Genomic DNA, 18,299 nt, shown 5'->3' on the forward strand with positions numbered 1-18,299 from the left:
GCGATAATCGTTGTCACATTTCTGTTTTTTAACTATTTATCATAGGTCGGGTTTTTCATAAAAGTGTCATAAAACTGACGCATAATGGCGCCGCAAATCCCAGTGACCTATTGTCACAAAAGCAGGAGTTATAATGGCTAAGCGCATTTTGGTTGTGGAAGACGAAGCTCCCATCCGTGAAATGTTATGTTTCGTGCTGGAACAGAATGATTACCAGCCTATTGAGGCAGAAGACTATGACAGCGCGATTGGTAAGCTGATCGAACCCTGGCCTGATTTAATTCTGCTGGATTGGATGTTGCCTGGCGGCAGCGGTATTCAGTTTATTAAACATTTGAAACGTGAAGCCATGACGCGCGACATCCCGGTGATGATGCTGACGGCACGCGGTGAAGAAGAGGATCGCGTACGCGGTCTGGAAGTCGGCGCCGATGACTACATCACCAAGCCTTTCTCACCGAAAGAGCTGATGGCACGTATCAAAGCGGTGATGCGCCGTATTTCACCGATGGCGGTGGAAGAGGTGATTGAGATGCAGGGCCTGAGCCTGGATCCTTCCTCACATCGCGTGATGTCGGAAAGTACCCCGCTGGAAATGGGACCGACCGAATATAAATTACTGCACTTCTTTATGACGCACCCGGAGCGTGTTTACAGCCGCGAACAGCTGCTGAACCATGTATGGGGCACCAACGTCTACGTGGAAGATCGTACCGTTGATGTGCATATCCGTCGTTTACGTAAAGCACTGGAAGTATCTGGCCACGATCGCATGGTTCAAACCGTACGCGGAACAGGGTATCGTTTCTCTGCCCGCTACTAAACGGAGTCTTTTACCGTGCTGGAACGACTCTCCTGGAAGAGATTATTGACTGAGCTGGCGCTGGTCTGTTTGCCCGCGCTGGTGCTTGGTCTGCTGTTCGGTTATCTGCCCTGGCTACTGCTGATCGCGGTGTCGGGTGTGATGTTTTGGCACTTTAGAAATCTGATGCGTCTGTCGCACTGGCTGTGGGTCGATCGTTCCATGACGCCGCCCGCCGGTCGCGGTAGCTGGGAGCCCTTGTTCTACGGCTTGTACCAGATGCAACTGCGTAACCGCCGTCGACGTCGCGAGCTGGGTAACCTGATTAAGCGCTTTCGTAGCGGCGCGGAATCCCTGCCGGATGCAGTGATCCTGACCACCGAAGAGGGCACCATTTTCTGGTGCAACGGGCTGGCACAACAGCATCTCGGGCTGCGCTGGCCGGAAGATAATGGCCAGAACATCCTCAACTTGCTGCGCTATCCTGAGTTTTCCCGCTATATTCGCCAACGCGATTTTGACAAGCCGCTGACGCTGGTGCTGAACAATCAACATCATATGGAATTCCGTGTGATGCCCTATAGCGAAGGGCAGTGGTTGATGGTGGCGCGCGATGTCACCCAAATGCACCAGTTGGAAGGGGCGCGGCGTAACTTCTTTGCCAACGTCAGTCATGAACTGCGTACGCCGTTAACGGTGCTGCAGGGCTATCTGGAAATGATGGACGATGCGACGATGAACGAGCGCACGCGCGGCAAGGCGTTGCATACCATGCAGGAGCAGACTCGCCGCATGGATAGCCTGGTGAAACAGCTGCTGACTTTGTCACGTATCGAGGCCGCACCGGCTATCGATCTCAAAGAGACGGTGGATGTTCCGGGCATGCTGCAACTGTTGCAGCGCGAGGCGGAAACGCTGAGCCAGGGCCGGCACAGCATTCATTTCCGCACCGATCCGCACCTCAAAGTCTTCGGTAATGATGAACAGCTGCGCAGCGCCATTTCCAATCTGGTGTACAACGCGGTGAATCACACGCCGGAAGGGACTCGCCTCGATATTAGCTGGCTGCGTAACAAAGAGGGCGCGGAGTTCAAAGTGTGCGATAACGGACCGGGGATCAGCGAGGAGCATTTGCCGCGCCTCACCGAGCGTTTCTATCGGGTGGATAAAGCCCGATCGCGCGCCACCGGGGGCAGTGGCTTAGGGTTGGCGATCGTTAAGCATGCATTGAGCCACCATAATGCACGGCTGGAAATCACCAGTATTCCGCATCAGGAAACCTGTTTTAGTTTCGTGCTGCCGCCACGTTTGATTGTGGCGAAGAGCGTGCACAGTAAGGTCAGTTAAGCACGATGAAGTGGCGCAATTGATTGCGTGATGAATCGCGGCGCGACAGAATGTGCAGTTCAATGTTCCTGACCTGATTTGCGGAAGACCTGATGAGATCGCTGTTGCTGTTCACGTTGCTGCTGTGCTCTACGCTGGCACAAAGCCAACAAACCATGCTCACCGGCAATTTGAGCAGCGTCGGTTCCGACACCCTCGGCTATCTGATGACCTTATGGGGCGAGGATTTCAGCCGCCAGTCACCGGGCGTTAACGTTCAGGTACAGGCGGCTGGATCCTCAACCGCACCCACCGCGCTGGCGGCAGGCGCTGCCCAGCTCGGGGCGATGAGCCGCCCGATGCAAATTGATGAACGCCAACTGTTTACCACGCGCTACGGCTATCCCCCGCTGGCGGTGCCGGTGGCGATGGATGCGCTGGTGGTGGTGGTCAATCAGGACAACCCGCTAACGCGTATCGATCAACCGCAACTCGATGCCCTTTTCTCTGTCACTCGTCTGTGTGGTGCGCACTCGGTGCCGCAGCACTGGGGCGATCTTGGCCTCAACCAGGGAGATTGGGCGCGACGCAGCATTCAGCGTTTTGGCCGTAATTCGGCATCAGGTACCTGGGGCTTCTTCAAACAGCAGGCGCTGTGTAAAGGGGATTTCCGCTCGGACGTCGCGGAGTTTCCCGGCTCGGCGGCGGTGGTGCAGGCCGTCGCGGCAACACCCAACAGCATTGGTTATGCCAGTTTTGGTTTTCACTTAAGCGGCGTGAAGATGGTGCCCATCGTCACTGCCAGCGGCGATAGCGTGATGCCGGACGCCGAAACCATTCGCAGCGGCCGCTATCCGTGGTCGCGTCCGCTCTATATTTACGTCAATAAAGCGCCGGGCAAACCGCTGCCGCCGCTGGTGAATGCGTTCCTGCATCAGGTGTTATCACCTGAAGGGCAGCGCCGGGTAACTGAAGCCGGTTATTTGCCACTTTCCGAAAGCCAGATGGCCCAGGCACGTGCCGCCATTGAGTAAAATGGAAGAACGAACATCCGATCATGAATTTTATTCATGTCACCTGAATTTTCTTCCATTGCCCAATTTGTTTCAGCATGTCACTCTTTCTGGACATATAGCCATCCAGATGGCTATAAATAACCAGATGAAATTATACCCTGACGCAATTATGCGTTTAGCCAGGAGTGAACATGCCACAACAACAACCGTTCCGTGCCGATACCGTCGGCAGTTTTCTGCGTCCTGCGGCGATCAAGCAAGCGCGCGTGCAGTTTGCCAATGGCGAGATCACGGCTGAGCAGCTGCGTCAGGTAGAAGATAAAGAAATACGCCATGTGGTCGAGCAGCAGCGCGCTAACGGCCTGCAAGTGGTCACCGACGGCGAGTTCCGTCGCGCCTGGTGGCACTTTGACTTCTTTGGCGATCTGCAAGGCGTTGAGTTATTTGAAGCGGAGCAGGGCATCCAGTTCAACGGCGTGCAAACCAAAGCGCACGGCGTGAAAGTCACCGGCAAGGTGGCCTTTAATCCACATCACCCGATGCTGGATCACTTCCGCTTCCTGAAAAGCATTGCGGGCGACGCCGTGGCGAAAATGACCATCCCAAGCCCAAGCGTGCTGCACTTCCGTGGTGGCCGTAAAGTGATCGATGCCACCGTCTATCCCGATCTGAAAGAGTACTTTGCTGACCTGGCGCAGACATACAAAGATGCGATCGCGGCTTTCTACGCGGCGGGCTGCCGTTTTCTGCAGCTGGATGACACTGTTTGGGCTTACCTGTGCTCTTCGGATCAGCAGCAGCAGATCCGTGAGCGCGGTGAAGATCCGCAGAAACTGGCGCGTATTTACGCTGAGGTGCTGAACAAAGCGCTGGAAGATAAACCGGCTGACCTGACCATTGGTCTGCATGTGTGCCGCGGCAACTTCCGCTCAACCTGGATTTCCGAAGGCGGCTATGAGCCGGTGGCCGAGATTCTGTTTGGTCAGGTGAATATTGATGCTTACTTCCTCGAATATGACAACGAGCGTTCCGGTGGTTTTGAGCCGCTGCGCTTTATCAAACCCGGCCATCAGCAAGTGGTATTGGGTCTGATCACGACTAAGAACGGTGAACTGGAAGATCCGGAGCAGGTGAAAGCGCGCCTGCAGGAAGCTTCTCAGTTTGTGAGCCTGAACCAGATTTGCCTCAGCCCACAATGTGGCTTTGCCTCGACAGAAGAGGGCAACAGCCTGACGGAAGCGCAGCAGTGGCAGAAGATTCGTCTGGTGGTCGATATCGCCAATCAGGTGTGGTGATGCTGTAAACTTGTGCAAACAGGCGCGTAAATCGCGCCTTTTGTGCATTTAAGAGCCCGGTTTTGCGAGGAGATCTCCCGTGATGCGGAAACTTTAAGCAAATCATCTGAGGTGTTTTCACGCTATTCCCCGCTGATACACTGCTTTGTGTCACTTTATTGTTATATCCTTCTGGTTTTCCGATCCCGTATTGCCTTTCTTCGCTATAAACGTTTTAATTTGCGCCGTTGTCGATTTATCCCTCTGCGAACAGAAGAAAAGTAGATTAAATCACCTGCGCTTTAACGATTAGGCCCGCATAACGCTCTGAATTCATCAGATAAGCCTTTGTTTTTGTGCATGCAGAGGACAACACGCACTCAACTTCCACCGCAACATCAGCTACAGGCAGTACAGAAGTTTATGACACATCGTTTAACCTCCAAGGATATCCTGGCGCTGGGCTTCATGACGTTTGCCCTGTTCGTAGGCGCAGGAAACATTATCTTTCCACCGATGGTGGGGATTCAGTCTGGCGAACACGTCTGGGTTGCCGCTTTCGGCTTTCTGATTACGGCCGTTGGCTTGCCGGTGATGACCGTTATCGCCCTGGCGCGCGTGGGCGGCGGCATTGATGCCCTCAGCTCGCCAATTGGTAAAGCCGCAGGTCTGCTGCTGGCAACGGTTTGCTATCTGGCAGTGGGCCCACTGTTCGCCACGCCGCGTACGGCGACCGTGTCGTTTGAAGTGGGGATTGCTCCGCTGACCGGTGATGGCGCGCTGCCGCTGTTTATCTACAGCCTGATTTATTTTGCGCTGGTGATTGGCATTTCCCTGTATCCTGGCAAATTGCTGGACACCGTCGGCCACTTCCTCGCTCCGCTGAAAATCGTGGCGCTGACCATTCTCGGTCTGGCAGCACTGCTGTGGCCGGCCGGTGGTATCGCGCCTGCTACGGCTGATTACCAGCGTGCGGCCTTCTCCAGCGGCTTCGTTAACGGCTATCTGACCATGGATACGCTGGGTGCGCTGGTGTTTGGTATTGTTATCGTCAATGCGGCACGTTCTCGCGGCGTTGAAGATGCGAAACTGCTGACCCGTTACACCATGCTGGCGGGCGTGATTGCCGGTGTTGGCTTGACGCTGGTGTACCTGAGCCTGTTCAAACTCGGTTCTGGCAGTGCTGGCCTGGTTGATCAGAATGCCAATGGTGCAGCGATTCTGCATGCGTATGTGCAGCAGACCTTTGGCGGCATGGGCAGCTTCTTCCTGGCAGCACTGATCTTCGTGGCCTGCATGGTGACGGCGGTTGGCCTGACCTGCGCCTGTGCGGAATTCTTTGCGCAATACCTGCCGTTGTCGTATAAAGCGCTGGTGTTTATTCTGGGTCTGTTCTCCATGGTGGTGTCGAATCTCGGCCTGAGCCACCTGATTCAGATCTCGATTCCGGTGCTGACGGCGATTTATCCACCGTGCATCGTGCTGGTGGTGCTGAGCTTCACCCTGAAATGGTGGAATAAGAGCGCGCGTATTATCGCGCCAACCATGCTGGTGAGCCTGCTGTTTGGCATCGTTGATGCCATCAAAACCACCAATTTTAAAGATGTGCTGCCGCTGTTCAGCCAGCACCTGCCGCTGGCCGATCAGGGACTTTCCTGGTTGCCGCCATCGCTGGTGATGCTGGTGATTGCCGCGGTGGTCGATCGGGCAAAAGGACGCGAACAGGTCGCTGCCCACTCGTAATCGACATTGCTGTTAATTTCAACCACGGGCTTGCCCGTGGTTTTTTCATTTACAAGGTATTGGTGTTATGCAAGAAACCAACAAGCTCAAACGCGGACTGAGCACGCGCCACATCCGTTTTATGGCGCTGGGATCGGCAATCGGTACCGGGCTGTTTTACGGCTCGGCGGATGCGATCAAAATGGCAGGCCCCAGCGTGCTGCTGGCGTACATCATCGGCGGTGCGGTGGCGTACATCATCATGCGTGCCTTGGGTGAGATGTCAGTGAATAACCCGCAGGCCAGCTCGTTTTCGCGCTACGCGCAGGACTATCTGGGGCCGTTAGCAGGTTACATCACCGGCTGGACCTACTGTTTTGAAATCCTGATTGTGGCGATTGCCGACGTGACGGCTTTTGGTATCTACATGGGTGTGTGGTTCCCGGAAGTACCGCACTGGATTTGGGTGCTGTCGGTGGTGCTGATTATCGGTGCCATTAACCTGATGAGCGTGAAGGTGTTTGGTGAAGTCGAGTTCTGGTTCTCCTTCTTCAAAGTCGCCACCATTATCATCATGATCATCGCCGGTTTTGGCATGATTTTCTGGGGCATCGGCAACGGCGGTCAGCCTACGGGTATCCATAACCTGTGGACCAACGGCGGCTTCTTCGCTCACGGCATTGTCGGCATGCTGCTGTCACTGCAGATGGTGATGTTTGCCTATGGCGGTATTGAGATTATCGGGATTACCGCCGGTGAAGCGGAAGAGCCTGAGAAGTCAATCCCACGCGCCATCAACTCGGTTCCGCTGCGCATTCTGGTGTTCTATGTCGGCACGCTGTTTGTCATCATGTCGATCTATCCGTGGAACCAGGTTGGCACCTCCGGCAGTCCTTTTGTGCTGACTTTCCAGCATCTGGGCATTGCAGCGGCGGCATCGATTCTTAACTTTGTGGTATTGACGGCGTCACTGTCGGCGATCAACAGCGATGTGTTTGGCGTAGGGCGTATGTTGCACGGCATGGCGCAGCAGGGCCATGCGCCGAAGATGTTCCAGAAGGTCTCGGATCGCGGAATTCCGTGGGTCACTGTGCTGGTGATGATGGTGGCGATGCTTATCGCCGTGTATCTCAACTACCTGATGCCGGAAAAAGTGTTCCTGGTGATCGCCTCGCTGGCGACCTTCGCCACGGTGTGGGTGTGGATCATGATTCTGCTGTCGCAAATCGCGTTTCGCCGCAAAATTGGCAAAGAGCAGGCGGGTAAATTGCAATTCGCCTTGCCTGGCGGCAGCAAAACTGCCTGGTTTGGCGTGGCTTTCCTGGTGTTCATCATTGCCTTGATCGGTTATTTCCCTGACACGCGCGTGTCGCTGTATGTTGGCTTCGCGTGGATTGTGCTGCTGTTGCTGGCCTGGCCGCTGGCGAAAAAGCGGAAAGCCTGATCATTCTGATGCGCATCACGGGTGGAATGTTTGCCCGTTATGCGTGGAAGGATAGGTAGTGTTCAGGGCGGGAGAGATTCCCGCCCTGAGCTTTTAAGTATGATGAAAAGCGCAGGCCGAAGCACGACTACCAGTTGCTACCCAACGCAATCTCTCCGCCCGCCGGGCTCAGGTGATTGTCATCATAATAGAGCGGCAATCCTCCGCTGGTGATCAAACAACCCTGCTCATTACACAGATTCTCTCGCAGCGATAACACGCGTACGCCTTGTTGCTTATAGCGCTGCAATAATTTCTCCACGGCCTCTTCCGGGAACTGGAACAATCTGGTGCGCTCAGAGAGCAGCGGCGGAGCTTCCCACTTGCTCAGCCAGGCGCTCAGTTCGCGACGAATCGGAATGTTACGGTTATTGCTGTAGCGCAGCGGGTCAACGTCCACTGAAGGCGCATCCTCTATTACCGTGACCTTTTTGCCCGCCTGAGTCAGCTGAGCCACCACGCGATCCATACCCGCTTGCAGCGCCTCAAGATTACTCTTTTCAGGATGATCGGTTTCGCGGAAACCGGCACCTGGCAACAGGCTCATACCCGATGCCCAATAGGCGCTGATTACCACTTCGTCCACCTTGTCGCTCAGCACCATCTTCAGCACTTCCTGATTAAAGGTGATGCATTGTTGCGCATGATGTGGCATTTGGCTCACCACGCGTGTGGCACCAATCAGGAACGGACAGGAGGCTTTGGTGAGTTGATACAGCGGTTTATGCTGACGTTGTGCATAGCCCGACACCGAAGCACGCAGTGCGGCAGCGTGACTGTCGCCAATTAAGGCGATACCGGGGCGATCGGTGTTTGGATGACACTCCTCATGCCCGGAGGGCAGGTTTGCCCCGTAATCAAGCAAGCACGGATTACGCTGCGCCGAAATTTTCCAGCTGTCCGCATTCACGACGAGTTCACTAACCCGCGATTTCATGCCCCCGGTTTGCCACAACAGCAGCATCGCACCCGCCGCAATCAGGGATGAGGCACAGTAGCCGGGGATCACCCAACGCGTGCCCATGCGCGTCTGGCGGAAGGGTTGCTCGACAAAGCGCCACGAAAACCAGGCCAGACCCAGCGCTGCGCCGCAAATCATCAAACCTTGCCAGACGGAAAGGGGGTGATCGCTACAGATGCGCGCCAGACTTAGCAGCGGCCAGTGCCACAGGTACCAGGAATAAGAGATCTTGCCGATAAAGCGCATCAGCGGATTTTCTAACAGTAACTGGTTAAGCTCGCTGCGCGCACCGATCATCAGGCAACCCGCCAGTACGGGAATGATCGCCAACCAGCCCGGAAATTGGCTATGGCTACTAAGCAACAGGCTGGCGGCGATGATCATCACCCAGCCCAGCAGATTGAGCAGGCTGGCCGCTCGGCCGGTGAGGGGGTGTGGTTTCCACAGCGCCAGCAGCACACCGGCACCGAGTTCCCAGGCGCGGGTTGGCAACAGATAAAAGGCATGGGTGGTGGCAAACGGTGTGATCCCGATACAGGCCACCAAAGAGATCACACTCAGTATCAGTACCACAGAGCGCATCGAACGTTTGAGTCGTACGGCCAAAAGCAGAATGAATGGCAGCACAATATAGAACTGTTCTTCTATTCCCAATGACCAGGTCATGAGCAGGGGATTTAAATCGGAATCGGTACTGAAATAGTCACCGCTCTTGAGTAGCAGCATATTGGGTACGGCGATAAATACCGCCAGGCTGTATTTGGCCAGCTGGCTGAACTCTAGCGGTGAGAGCAGGATGAAGCCCAGTAGCAGCAATATCGTCATCATGAAAAATAACGCGGGAGCGATACGTTTAATGCGGCGTAAATAGAATTGATAAAATGAGAAGCGACCCTCGGATATTTCCTTGCTGATAATACCGCCGATCAGAAAGCCGGAAATAACAAAGAAGAGGTCGACACCAATAAAGCCACCCTGCAGCGAGGTGACGCCGGAGTGAAAGAGTACCACCAGAATGATGGCGACGGCGCGCAGGCCGTCAATATCCGCCCGATAACGGTGAGAGGCATTCGCAGTCATAATTTAACCCAGAAGTTAGGATAAGAATGGTTATGCGTTCCAGAAAAAATAAATCGGCGCATCCTGTCGCCGAAAAAAGTTACAAAGGAGAAAAATGGGTATTACAAGGGATGATTGACGCTGACAGAATACGCGCTTTTAGCCGCTAAATATCAGGGCGGAAGAAAATTAGAATAATCGCAGATTAAGGTGCTGTTTGTATTTACACCGCTGAAGCATAAATAGCGAAAAGATAAGCCCGGATTATCCTTCAGGCTTATCTTTCATGATGTGGTGAATCGGCTACAGGCTGATATGCGCGGGTAACAGTGCTTTGAGCTGAGGGTAGATAACGCTATTGGCGAGCAGCACAGGATTGCCCTGCTGCAGACCGTTGTGACCAAGGTAATCATTGGTTATGCCGCCGGCCTCACGCATCAATACAATACCGGGTAAACCGTCCCACGGATTCATATGCGCTTCGTAATAACCAATTAAACGACCAGCGGCGGCCCAGGCACTCATTAATGCGCCAGAGCCATTACGGATGAACATCCCGCCCTGTGACAGCAAGCCACCAATAAAGGCTGTCAGCGGCTCTACCGGCTGACTGTTCGAACTGCTGATGCCGAGCACGCCCTGATTGAGATGCTGAGCGCTGTGCACCTGAATGCGCTTTTCATTGACCCAGGCACCTTTACCGCGACAGGCATGGAAGGTTTCATGATGGTTGGGATCGCAGACCACGCCAATTACCGGCTCATTTTCACAGACAATCGCCAGCGACACGCACCAGTTATGCAATCCATTCAGGAAGTTACTGGTGCCATCAATCGGGTCAATCACCCAGACAAAGCGCGCACCTGTAGTTTCACCACCGCTCTCTTCACCCAGCACAGCATCATCGGGAAAGCGTTCGTAAATCAGGTGCTTGACCAATTCTTCAACGTTGCGGTCGGCTTCGCTAACCACATCCTGTAAATCCTTTTTATGCTCAATCACCAGTTGATGACGCTGCTGATACCAGGATAAAGCGCGGCTGGCTGCAGTTTTAGCGACATCACAGGCAAAGTGATAACGCGCGTCAAGTTCGGTTAGCGTAGCTGATGACATCTTTCCCTCTTATCATTTTCTGGCAAACGAAGTGACAAAAAACGCCGAAAAAGGCGACCTGGCGGTGTGACCTACTTAACAAAAGTTAAGAAAGGTTTCATTAAGCCGCAGATGACTGCGGCTGGCAAGAGGCGGAAATGCTGGGATTGTGAAAAAAAGCGGGTTTAGAGTTGCTGGTGGCGCGCAGCGTCCATCAGGCGCGGATAGAACTGGAAGAACAGCGGTTCAAGTTGCTGATAATGATCGACAAAATCCTGATAGGAGTCGCGCAGTGCTGCCAGACGCGGGCGGCGATGTGCCATACCGCTCAATACGCGGGCCAGCCGCGTTGGTTCGGCATAGTGCTCAAACCAGCGCTCGCGCCACATCACCGAATTGAGTTCGATGAATCCTTCTGGCGTGCCGGGCAGTTGCGGCATGATTTCACGCTCGGCTGCCGCCGTGAACGCGGCCAGCGATTGGGAAGGGTGCAGCTGGTCCCAGTGCAGCGCGAGGAAGTGATCCCAGATGACATCCAACGTGATGGGCGCAACGCGACGAGTTTCAGCGCGAAAGAATTGCCGCGCTTCACGCACTTCCGGCAGGTTATCCGTCAAAACATCCAGTCGGCGATGCATAGCGATGCCCGCCACAACCGGTTCCGGCCATTGCGATTGCACATTGCCGCGCACGAAGTCGGCCATCAGATTGCCCAGCAGGGAGCTGTCTGCCAGCTGTGCGAGGTGAAGGTGAGCGAGAAAGTTCATGGCGCATTATAGGCAGAATCACAGATATGCAGCCAGTTGTTCAGAATTTGCCGCTTTTCCGCTAAACTATGCCGCCTGTTTTTTGAGTCCTGAAAGAAGTGATGCATGCGTGTAGCCGATTTTGCTTTTGAGTTGCCAGAATCTTTGATCGCCCACTATCCGCAGGCGCAGCGCAGCGGTTGCCGCTTGCTGGCGCTGGATGGCCCAAGTGGGGCGTTAAGCCATGAAGTGTTTACCGACGTACTGGATAAACTCAATCCGGGCGACCTGCTGGTGTTTAACAATACCCGCGTTATTCCGGCGCGTGTCTTCGGCCGAAAAGCCAGTGGCGGCAAAATCGAGATGCTGGTAGAGCGCATGGTGGATGACAAACGCGTGCTGGCGCACGTGCGTGCCTCAAAAGCGCCGAAGCCGGGTGCAGAGCTGCTGCTGGGCGATGACGAAAGCGTCAAAGCCACCATGGTCGCGCGCCACGATACGCTGTTTGAAATCGAATTTGCCGATGACCGCGCAGTGCTGGATATCCTTAACAGCGTCGGTCATATGCCGCTGCCGCCGTATATTGATCGTCCGGACGAAGAAGCGGATCGCGAACTTTATCAAACCGTTTACAGTGCGCGTCCGGGTGCGGTAGCCGCACCGACCGCCGGTTTGCATTTTGATGAACCGTTGCTGGACGCGCTGCGCGCGAAAGGCATCGAAATGGCATTTGTCACGCTGCACGTTGGCGCAGGTACCTTCCAGCCGGTGCGCGTCGAGAACATCAATGACCACATCATGCACTCTGAGTATGCCGAAGTGCCGCAGGATGTGGTGGATGCGGTGCTGGCGTGTAAAGCGCGTGGCAACAAAGTGGTCGCGGTGGGCACCACCTCCGTGCGTTCTCTGGAGAGCGCGGCGCAGGCGGCTCAGGATGCGCTGATTGCACCCTTCTTCGACGACACGCAGATCTTCATCTATCCGGGCTATCACTATCAGGTGATTGATGCGCTGATCACCAACTTCCATCTGCCGGAATCGACGCTGATTATGCTGGTGTCAGCATTTGCCGGTTACAAAAATACCATGGCGGCTTACCAAAGCGCGGTGGCAGAGCAGTACCGTTTCTTTAGCTACGGGGATGCCATGTACATCACCCGTAATCCACAGGCTCCTGACGAAGTGGTTGGAGCTTAATAATCAGACTGTTTCTCTGATTATCTAATGAGGTCAATGTGAAATTTGAATTAGATACCACCGACGGGCGCGCGCGCCGTGGCCGTTTGGTGTTCGATCGTGGTGTGGTGGAAACCCCGGCATTCATGCCTGTGGGCACCTACGGCACCGTAAAGGGCATGACGCCGGAAGAAGTGAAAGACACCGGTGCGCAGATCCTGCTCGGTAATACCTTCCACCTGTGGCTGCGCCCGGGCCAGGAGATCATGAAACTGCACGGTGACCTGCACGATTTCATGAACTGGCAGGGACCGATCCTCACTGACTCCGGCGGCTTCCAGGTGTTCAGCCTTGGCGACATCCGTAAGATCACCGAAGCGGGCGTGCATTTCCGTAACCCGATCAACGGCGACCCGATTTTCCTCGATCCGGAAAAATCGATGGAAATTCAGTACGACCTCGGTTCAGACGTGGTGATGATTTTCGACGAGTGTACGCCGTATCCAGCTGACTGGGATTACGCCAAACGTTCGATGGAGATGTCACTGCGCTGGGCGCAACGCAGCCGCGATCGCTTTGATTCGCTTGGCAATAAAAACGCGCTGTTTGGCATTATTCAGGGCGGTGTTTACGAAGATTTACGAGATGTCTCGGTTAAAGGTCTGGTAGATATCGGCTTTGATGGGTACGCTGTGGGCGGCCTGGCGGTGGGTGAACCTAAAGAGGACATGCACCGTATCCTGGAACACGTCTGTCCGCAAATTCCGCAAGATAAACCGCGTTATTTGATGGGCGTCGGCAAGCCAGAAGATCTGGTGGAAGGCGTTCGCCGCGGTATCGATATGTTTGACTGCGTCATGCCAACGCGTAATGCGCGTAATGGTCACCTGTTTGTGACCGATGGCGTGGTGAAAATCCGTAACGCCAGGTATAAAGATGACACGACAACGCTGGATGCGGAGTGTGATTGTTACACCTGTCGCAATTATAGCCGCGCCTACTTGTATCATCTTGATCGTTGTAACGAAATACTGGGCGCACGTCTGAATACGATTCACAATCTGCGCTATTACCAGCGTCTGATGGCGGGTTTACGTAAGGCCATCGAAGAGGGTAAATTAGAGCACTTTGTTAGCGAGTTCTACCAACGGACGGGTAAAGCGGTTCCACCGTTAAACGTCTGATAATTCTATCAATGAGGGAAATTTAATGAGCTTTTTCATTTCTGACGCCGTTGCCGCAGCAGGCGCTCCGTCTCAGGGAAGTCCTTATTCTCTGGTGATCATGCTGGTGGTGTTTGGTCTGATCTTCTATTTCATGATTCTGCGCCCGCAGCAGAAACGTTCTAAAGATCACAAGAAGCTGATGGATTCCATCTCTAAAGGTGATGAAGTGTTGACCAGCGGTGGCCTGGTAGGTCGTGTGACCAAAGTGGCTGACAACGGCTACGTTTCTATCGCCCTGAACGACACCACTGAAGTAGTTGTAAAACGTGATTTCGTGGCCGCCGTTCTGCCGAAAGGTACTATGAAGGCGCTGTAATTTTTTCTTCCCGAAGGGAACTGCCGTGTTAAACCGTTATCCTTTGTGGAAGTACATCATGCTGGTCGTCGTGATTCTCGTCGGCCTGCTCTATGCGCTTCCTAACCTTTATGGAGAGGATCCGGCCGTTCAGATCACTGGTGCGCGCGGTGGCGCCGCCAGTGAACAGACGTTGGATCAGGTCCAGACTTTATTAAAACAAGATAATATCCAGAGCAAATCCCTCGCTCTGGAAAATGGCGCCATTCTGGCCCGTTTTGACAATCAGGATGCACAGCTGCGCGCGCGTGATGCCATCACTACCGCGTTGGGCGACAACTATGTTGTGGCACTCAACCTCGCGCCGGCAACCCCGCGCTGGCTGACCATGCTGGCTGCACAGCCGATGAAACTCGGTCTTGATCTGCGTGGCGGCGTACACTTCCTGATGGAAGTGGATATGGATACCGCTCTGGGCAAGCTGCAAGAGCAGAATGCCGATGGCCTGCGCAGTGACCTGCGCGACAAAAGCATCCCGTATACCAACGTCAATAAAATCGCTAACTACGGTGTAGAAGTGCGTTTCCGCGACGGCGCCAGCCGTGATGCGGCGATCAGCTACCTGTCACCGCGTCATCGCGATCTGGTGATCTCCAGCGTCGGCAGCGATACGCTGCGTGCGGTGATGACCGATGCGCGTCTGAGCGAAGCCCGTGAGTATGCGGTTCAGCAGAACATCAATATCTTGCGTAACCGTGTGAACCAGCTTGGCGTTGCCGAGCCACTGGTGCAGCGTCAGGGTTCTGACCGCATCGTGGTGGAACTGCCGGGTATTCAGGACACGGCGCGTGCCAAAGAGATTCTGGGTGCCACTGCGACCCTGGAATTCCGTCTGGTAAACACCACCGTTGATCCAACTGCCGCGGCGAGTGGCCGTGTGCCGGGTGATTCGGAAGTGAAAGAGACGCGTGAAGGCCAGCCAGTGGTGCTGTACAAGCGTGTGATTCTGACCGGTGACCATATTACCGATTCGACGTCCAGCATGGACGAGTACAACCAGCCGCAGGTGAACATTTCACTGGATGGCGCGGGCGGTAACATGATGTCGAACTTCACCAAGGACAACATCGGTAAAGCGATGGCGACCCTGTTTGTGGAGTACAAGGACAGCGGTAAGAAAGACGCCAACGGTCGTGCAATCCTGGTGAAACAGGAACAAGTGATTAACGTGGCGAACATTCAGTCGCGCCTCGGTAACAGCTTCCGCATCACCGGTATCAACAACCCGAACGAAGCCCGTCAGCTGTCGCTGCTGCTGCGTGCCGGTGCGTTGATCGCGCCAATTCAGATTGTGGAAGAGCGTACCATTGGTCCAACGATGGGCCAGCAGAACATCACTCAGGGTCTCGAAGCCTGCTTGTGGGGTCTGATCGCGTCCATTCTGTTTATGGTGGTGTTCTATAAGAAATTTGGTTTGATTGCGACCAGCGCGCTGCTGTGCAACCTGGTGCTGATTGTCGGCATCATGTCACTGCTGCCGGGTGCGACCCTCACCATGCCGGGGATTGCCGGTATCGTGTTGACGCTGGCGGTTGCTGTCGATGCCAACGTGTTGATTAACGAACGTATTAAAGAAGAACTGCGTAACGGACGCTCGGTACAGCAGGCGATTCATGAGGGCTACAAAGGCGCCTTCTCCAGTATCGTCGACGCCAACGTCACCACGCTGATCAAAGTTATCATTCTTTATGCGGTCGGTACCGGCTCCATTAAAGGCTTTGCGATCACCACCGCTATCGGTATCGCGACTTCAATGTTCACCGCTATCGTCGGCACCCGTGCCATCGTTAACCTGGTTTACGGCGGCAAACGCATCAACAAGCTGTCCATCTGAGGAGTGCGTTGTGGCACAGGAATATAGTATTGAGCAGCTGAACCACGGGCGTAAGGTCGTCGACTTTATGCGCTGGGATACGCTGGCATTCATCATCTCCGGTCTGCTGATTGTGGCGTCTATCGCCATTATCGGTGTGCGAGGCTTCAACTGGGGCCTCGACTTTACCGGCGGAACGGTGATTGAGATTAACCTGGAAAAACCGGCCGATCTGGACGCACTGCGTGAAGGTTTGGTGAAAGCGGGCTTCCAGGAGCCGCTGGTGCAGAACTTTGGCAGCAGCCGCGACGTGATGGTGCGTATGCCGCCAGCCACCGGTGCAGCAGGTCAGGAGCTCGGCAACAAAGTCGTGACCTCCATCAATGAGACGACGCAGCAGAACGCGACCGTGAAGCGCATTGAGTTCGTCGGCCCAAGCGTGGGTAGCGATCTGGCGCAAGCCGGTGCGATGGCGCTGCTGTCGGCACTGATTGCGATTCTGATCTATATCGGCTTCCGCTTTGAGTGGCGTCTTGCGCTGGGTACCGTGCTGGCACTGGCGCATGACGTCATCATCACCTGCGGCATTCTGGCGTTGTCACACATCGAGATCGACCTGACGATTGTCGCGTCACTGATGTCGGTGATTGGTTACTCGCTTAACGATAAAATCGTGGTTTCCGACCGTATTCGTGAGAACTTCCGCAAGATCCGTCGCGGCTCCTCTTACGACATCACCAACGTGTCGCTGACCCAAACGTTGAGCCGTACCCTGATCACCTCGCTGACCACGCTGGCGATGATTCTGATTCTGTTCATCTTTGGTGGTGCGCTGCTGAAAGGCTTCTCGCTGACCATGCTGATCGGTGTCACCATCGGTACCGTTTCATCTATCTATGTTTCTTCTGCTCTGGCATTGAAACTGGGTATGAAGCGTGAACACATGCTGGTGCAGAAAGTGGAGAAAGAGGGCGCAGATCAGCCTTCGATCCTGCCTTAATTCTGCTGATGAAATGAAACGGGCTGCCTAAGGGCAGCCCGTTTTTTTATGCCTGCTGATCAGGGCGCGGTTTTGGTGGCTGCTGTGCTCTGCACATCATGCACGCGCACAAAGCCGAGTTGCTCCGGCGTCAGTCCGCTCAGGCGCAGCGGCACTGTGACAGAACTTCGCGGCGTTAAACTGGCTTCAACCTGAATAGTCTGGCTCAGACTCTCCGCATTCAGCGGTTTGCCACTGGCTGGATCCAGCTCACCCCATACCACGGTGGCGCTCAGCGCGGGGATCGGCTGGTCATCGGTGGAACGGATATTCAGGTTGGCGCGACTACCACTGGCTTCCCCCTCGACGCGAGACAGTGACAGGCGCAATTTGCCCACCTGCGTCTGTAACTCGACGGGAGTGTTGGCTTGCGGCAACAGCCATGCCCCCTGGGTCGATTGCCCATTGAGTTGACCCTGAGTTTCCAGCGCCGTTGCCTGATTGGTGAGCTTGCGCATCTGCTGGTTAAGCTGGCTGACTTCCTGATGTAACTCTTTGACCTGCGGTGAAGTCGGCGTTGAACTACAACCACTGAGCACCAGCAGCGAAAGTGCGGCGGGCGCCCAAAACGTCCTGATCGTCATGCATTGTCCTTTCTGTTATTTCGGAATACGTAATACCTGGCCGGGGTAGATCTTATCAGGATGCGTCAGCATTGGCTTGTTTGCTTCGAAAATCTTGTTGTATTCATTGGGATTCCCGTAGAGCTGTTTGGAAATCGCACTCAGGGTGTCGCCTTTTTTCACCGTGTAGAATTCCGCTTCTGGTGCACTGTCGGTCACGGTGACCTTGTCATCGACCTTGGTAATCCCTGCCACGTTGCCGGCGGCCACCAGGATTTTCTCTTTCAGCTCCTGTGAAATGCCATCACCGCTCACGGTAACGGTGTCGCCTTGCACATCGACTTTGACTTTATCGCTGTCAGGTAAGCCGAGTTGATTAATATGATCCTGTAGTTTTTTGCTGGGATCGTCAGCGCCGGTGACGGCATCCCATAACTTTTCACCTGCTTCTTTCACGAAATTGAACAGACCCATGTGACCTCCTGCAAATGTGCCGGATTGGCTGTTTAAGCTTAGTGGCTTTTCATGTTTACAGAGCGTGACATCCTGCGTCTGTGAGCCGGGCGGTGATTCGGTCGCGTGTATTCAGTTGCTTTGAAGATCGCGCTACACTGTGTGGCCTATTTATCTCGCGACAGGAAACGTC

16 protein-coding genes are annotated in these 18,299 nt (G+C 54.6%); 11 read left to right on the forward strand and 5 right to left on the reverse strand.

Features of this window, described 5'->3' with window-relative positions; translation table 11 throughout:
- The first annotated feature begins 133 nt into the window (after window positions 1-133).
- From phoB to proY, 6 genes are all read left to right on the forward strand, one after another.
- Complete coding sequence (gene phoB, locus H7A81_RS07575) at window positions 134-823, forward strand: phosphate response regulator transcription factor PhoB (RefSeq protein WP_034830536.1); 690 nt, start codon at window positions 134-136, stop codon at window positions 821-823.
- 15 nt (window positions 824-838) lie between these two features.
- The gene (phoR, locus tag H7A81_RS07580; RefSeq protein ID WP_160867947.1) at window positions 839-2,149 is read left to right on the forward strand and encodes a phosphate regulon sensor histidine kinase PhoR; all 1,311 of its coding nucleotides are present in this window, start codon (window positions 839-841) and stop codon (window positions 2,147-2,149) included.
- A gap of 92 nt (window positions 2,150-2,241) precedes the next feature.
- Window positions 2,242-3,162 carry a PstS family phosphate ABC transporter substrate-binding protein gene (locus H7A81_RS07585; protein ID WP_045833908.1) on the forward strand — a complete coding sequence of 307 codons (921 nt, stop codon included), beginning with the start codon at window positions 2,242-2,244 and terminating at the stop codon, window positions 3,160-3,162.
- A gap of 173 nt (window positions 3,163-3,335) precedes the next feature.
- A complete protein-coding gene (locus H7A81_RS07590) occupies window positions 3,336-4,439 on the forward strand; it encodes a cobalamin-independent methionine synthase II family protein (protein ID WP_182057166.1) in 1,104 nt (367 codons plus the stop codon).
- A 402-nt stretch (window positions 4,440-4,841) separates the two neighbouring features.
- On the forward strand, window positions 4,842-6,161 hold the full coding sequence (gene brnQ, locus H7A81_RS07595; RefSeq protein WP_160867946.1) for a branched-chain amino acid transporter carrier protein BrnQ: 1,320 nt from the start codon (window positions 4,842-4,844) through the stop codon (window positions 6,159-6,161).
- 67 nt (window positions 6,162-6,228) lie between these two features.
- The gene (gene proY, locus H7A81_RS07600; RefSeq protein WP_097117508.1) at window positions 6,229-7,584 is read left to right on the forward strand and encodes a proline-specific permease ProY; all 1,356 of its coding nucleotides are present in this window, start codon (window positions 6,229-6,231) and stop codon (window positions 7,582-7,584) included.
- A 127-nt stretch (window positions 7,585-7,711) separates the two neighbouring features.
- Here the strand turns inward: proY and H7A81_RS07605 are convergent, their stop codons facing one another.
- From H7A81_RS07605 to H7A81_RS07615, 3 genes are all read right to left on the reverse strand, one after another.
- Window positions 7,712-9,664, reverse strand: a complete 1,953-nt coding sequence (locus tag H7A81_RS07605; protein ID WP_182057167.1) for an acyltransferase family protein — start codon at window positions 9,662-9,664, stop codon at window positions 7,712-7,714.
- A gap of 282 nt (window positions 9,665-9,946) precedes the next feature.
- Window positions 9,947-10,756, reverse strand: coding sequence for an inositol monophosphatase (locus H7A81_RS07610; protein WP_182057168.1), 810 nt, complete (start codon window positions 10,754-10,756; stop codon window positions 9,947-9,949).
- Window positions 10,757-10,920: 164 nt separating this feature from the next.
- Window positions 10,921-11,502 carry an ACP phosphodiesterase gene (locus H7A81_RS07615; RefSeq protein WP_182057169.1) on the reverse strand — a complete coding sequence of 194 codons (582 nt, stop codon included), beginning with the start codon at window positions 11,500-11,502 and terminating at the stop codon, window positions 10,921-10,923.
- A 105-nt stretch (window positions 11,503-11,607) separates the two neighbouring features.
- Here H7A81_RS07615 and queA point away from each other — a divergent pair, with 105 nt between their 5' ends.
- Genes queA through secF form a run of 5 tightly spaced genes read left to right on the forward strand, consistent with a single transcriptional unit; the run spans window position 11,608 to window position 17,051 of the window.
- Window positions 11,608-12,678, forward strand: coding sequence for a tRNA preQ1(34) S-adenosylmethionine ribosyltransferase-isomerase QueA (gene queA, locus H7A81_RS07620; RefSeq protein ID WP_182057170.1), 1,071 nt, complete (start codon window positions 11,608-11,610; stop codon window positions 12,676-12,678).
- A 38-nt stretch (window positions 12,679-12,716) separates the two neighbouring features.
- Window positions 12,717-13,841 carry a tRNA guanosine(34) transglycosylase Tgt gene (gene tgt / locus H7A81_RS07625; RefSeq protein ID WP_034831015.1) on the forward strand — a complete coding sequence of 375 codons (1,125 nt, stop codon included), beginning with the start codon at window positions 12,717-12,719 and terminating at the stop codon, window positions 13,839-13,841.
- 25 nt (window positions 13,842-13,866) lie between these two features.
- Window positions 13,867-14,199 carry a preprotein translocase subunit YajC gene (gene yajC, locus H7A81_RS07630; protein ID WP_034831018.1) on the forward strand — a complete coding sequence of 111 codons (333 nt, stop codon included), beginning with the start codon at window positions 13,867-13,869 and terminating at the stop codon, window positions 14,197-14,199.
- Between the two features lie 25 nt (window positions 14,200-14,224).
- On the forward strand, window positions 14,225-16,072 hold the full coding sequence (gene secD, locus H7A81_RS07635; protein WP_160867942.1) for a protein translocase subunit SecD: 1,848 nt from the start codon (window positions 14,225-14,227) through the stop codon (window positions 16,070-16,072).
- A gap of 10 nt (window positions 16,073-16,082) precedes the next feature.
- The gene (secF, locus tag H7A81_RS07640; protein ID WP_038648607.1) at window positions 16,083-17,051 is read left to right on the forward strand and encodes a protein translocase subunit SecF; all 969 of its coding nucleotides are present in this window, start codon (window positions 16,083-16,085) and stop codon (window positions 17,049-17,051) included.
- 59 nt (window positions 17,052-17,110) lie between these two features.
- Here the strand turns inward: secF and H7A81_RS07645 are convergent, their stop codons facing one another.
- Complete coding sequence (locus H7A81_RS07645) at window positions 17,111-17,674, reverse strand: DUF3251 domain-containing protein (RefSeq protein WP_182057171.1); 564 nt, start codon at window positions 17,672-17,674, stop codon at window positions 17,111-17,113.
- Between the two features lie 15 nt (window positions 17,675-17,689).
- A complete protein-coding gene (lysM, locus tag H7A81_RS07650; protein WP_182057172.1) occupies window positions 17,690-18,127 on the reverse strand; it encodes a peptidoglycan-binding protein LysM in 438 nt (145 codons plus the stop codon).
- Window positions 18,128-18,299: the final 172 nt, after the last annotated feature.

The sequence above is a fragment of the Pantoea sp. ME81 genome (genome assembly GCF_903970985.1).
GTDB classification, from domain to species: Bacteria; Pseudomonadota; Gammaproteobacteria; order Enterobacterales; family Enterobacteriaceae; genus Pantoea; species Pantoea communis.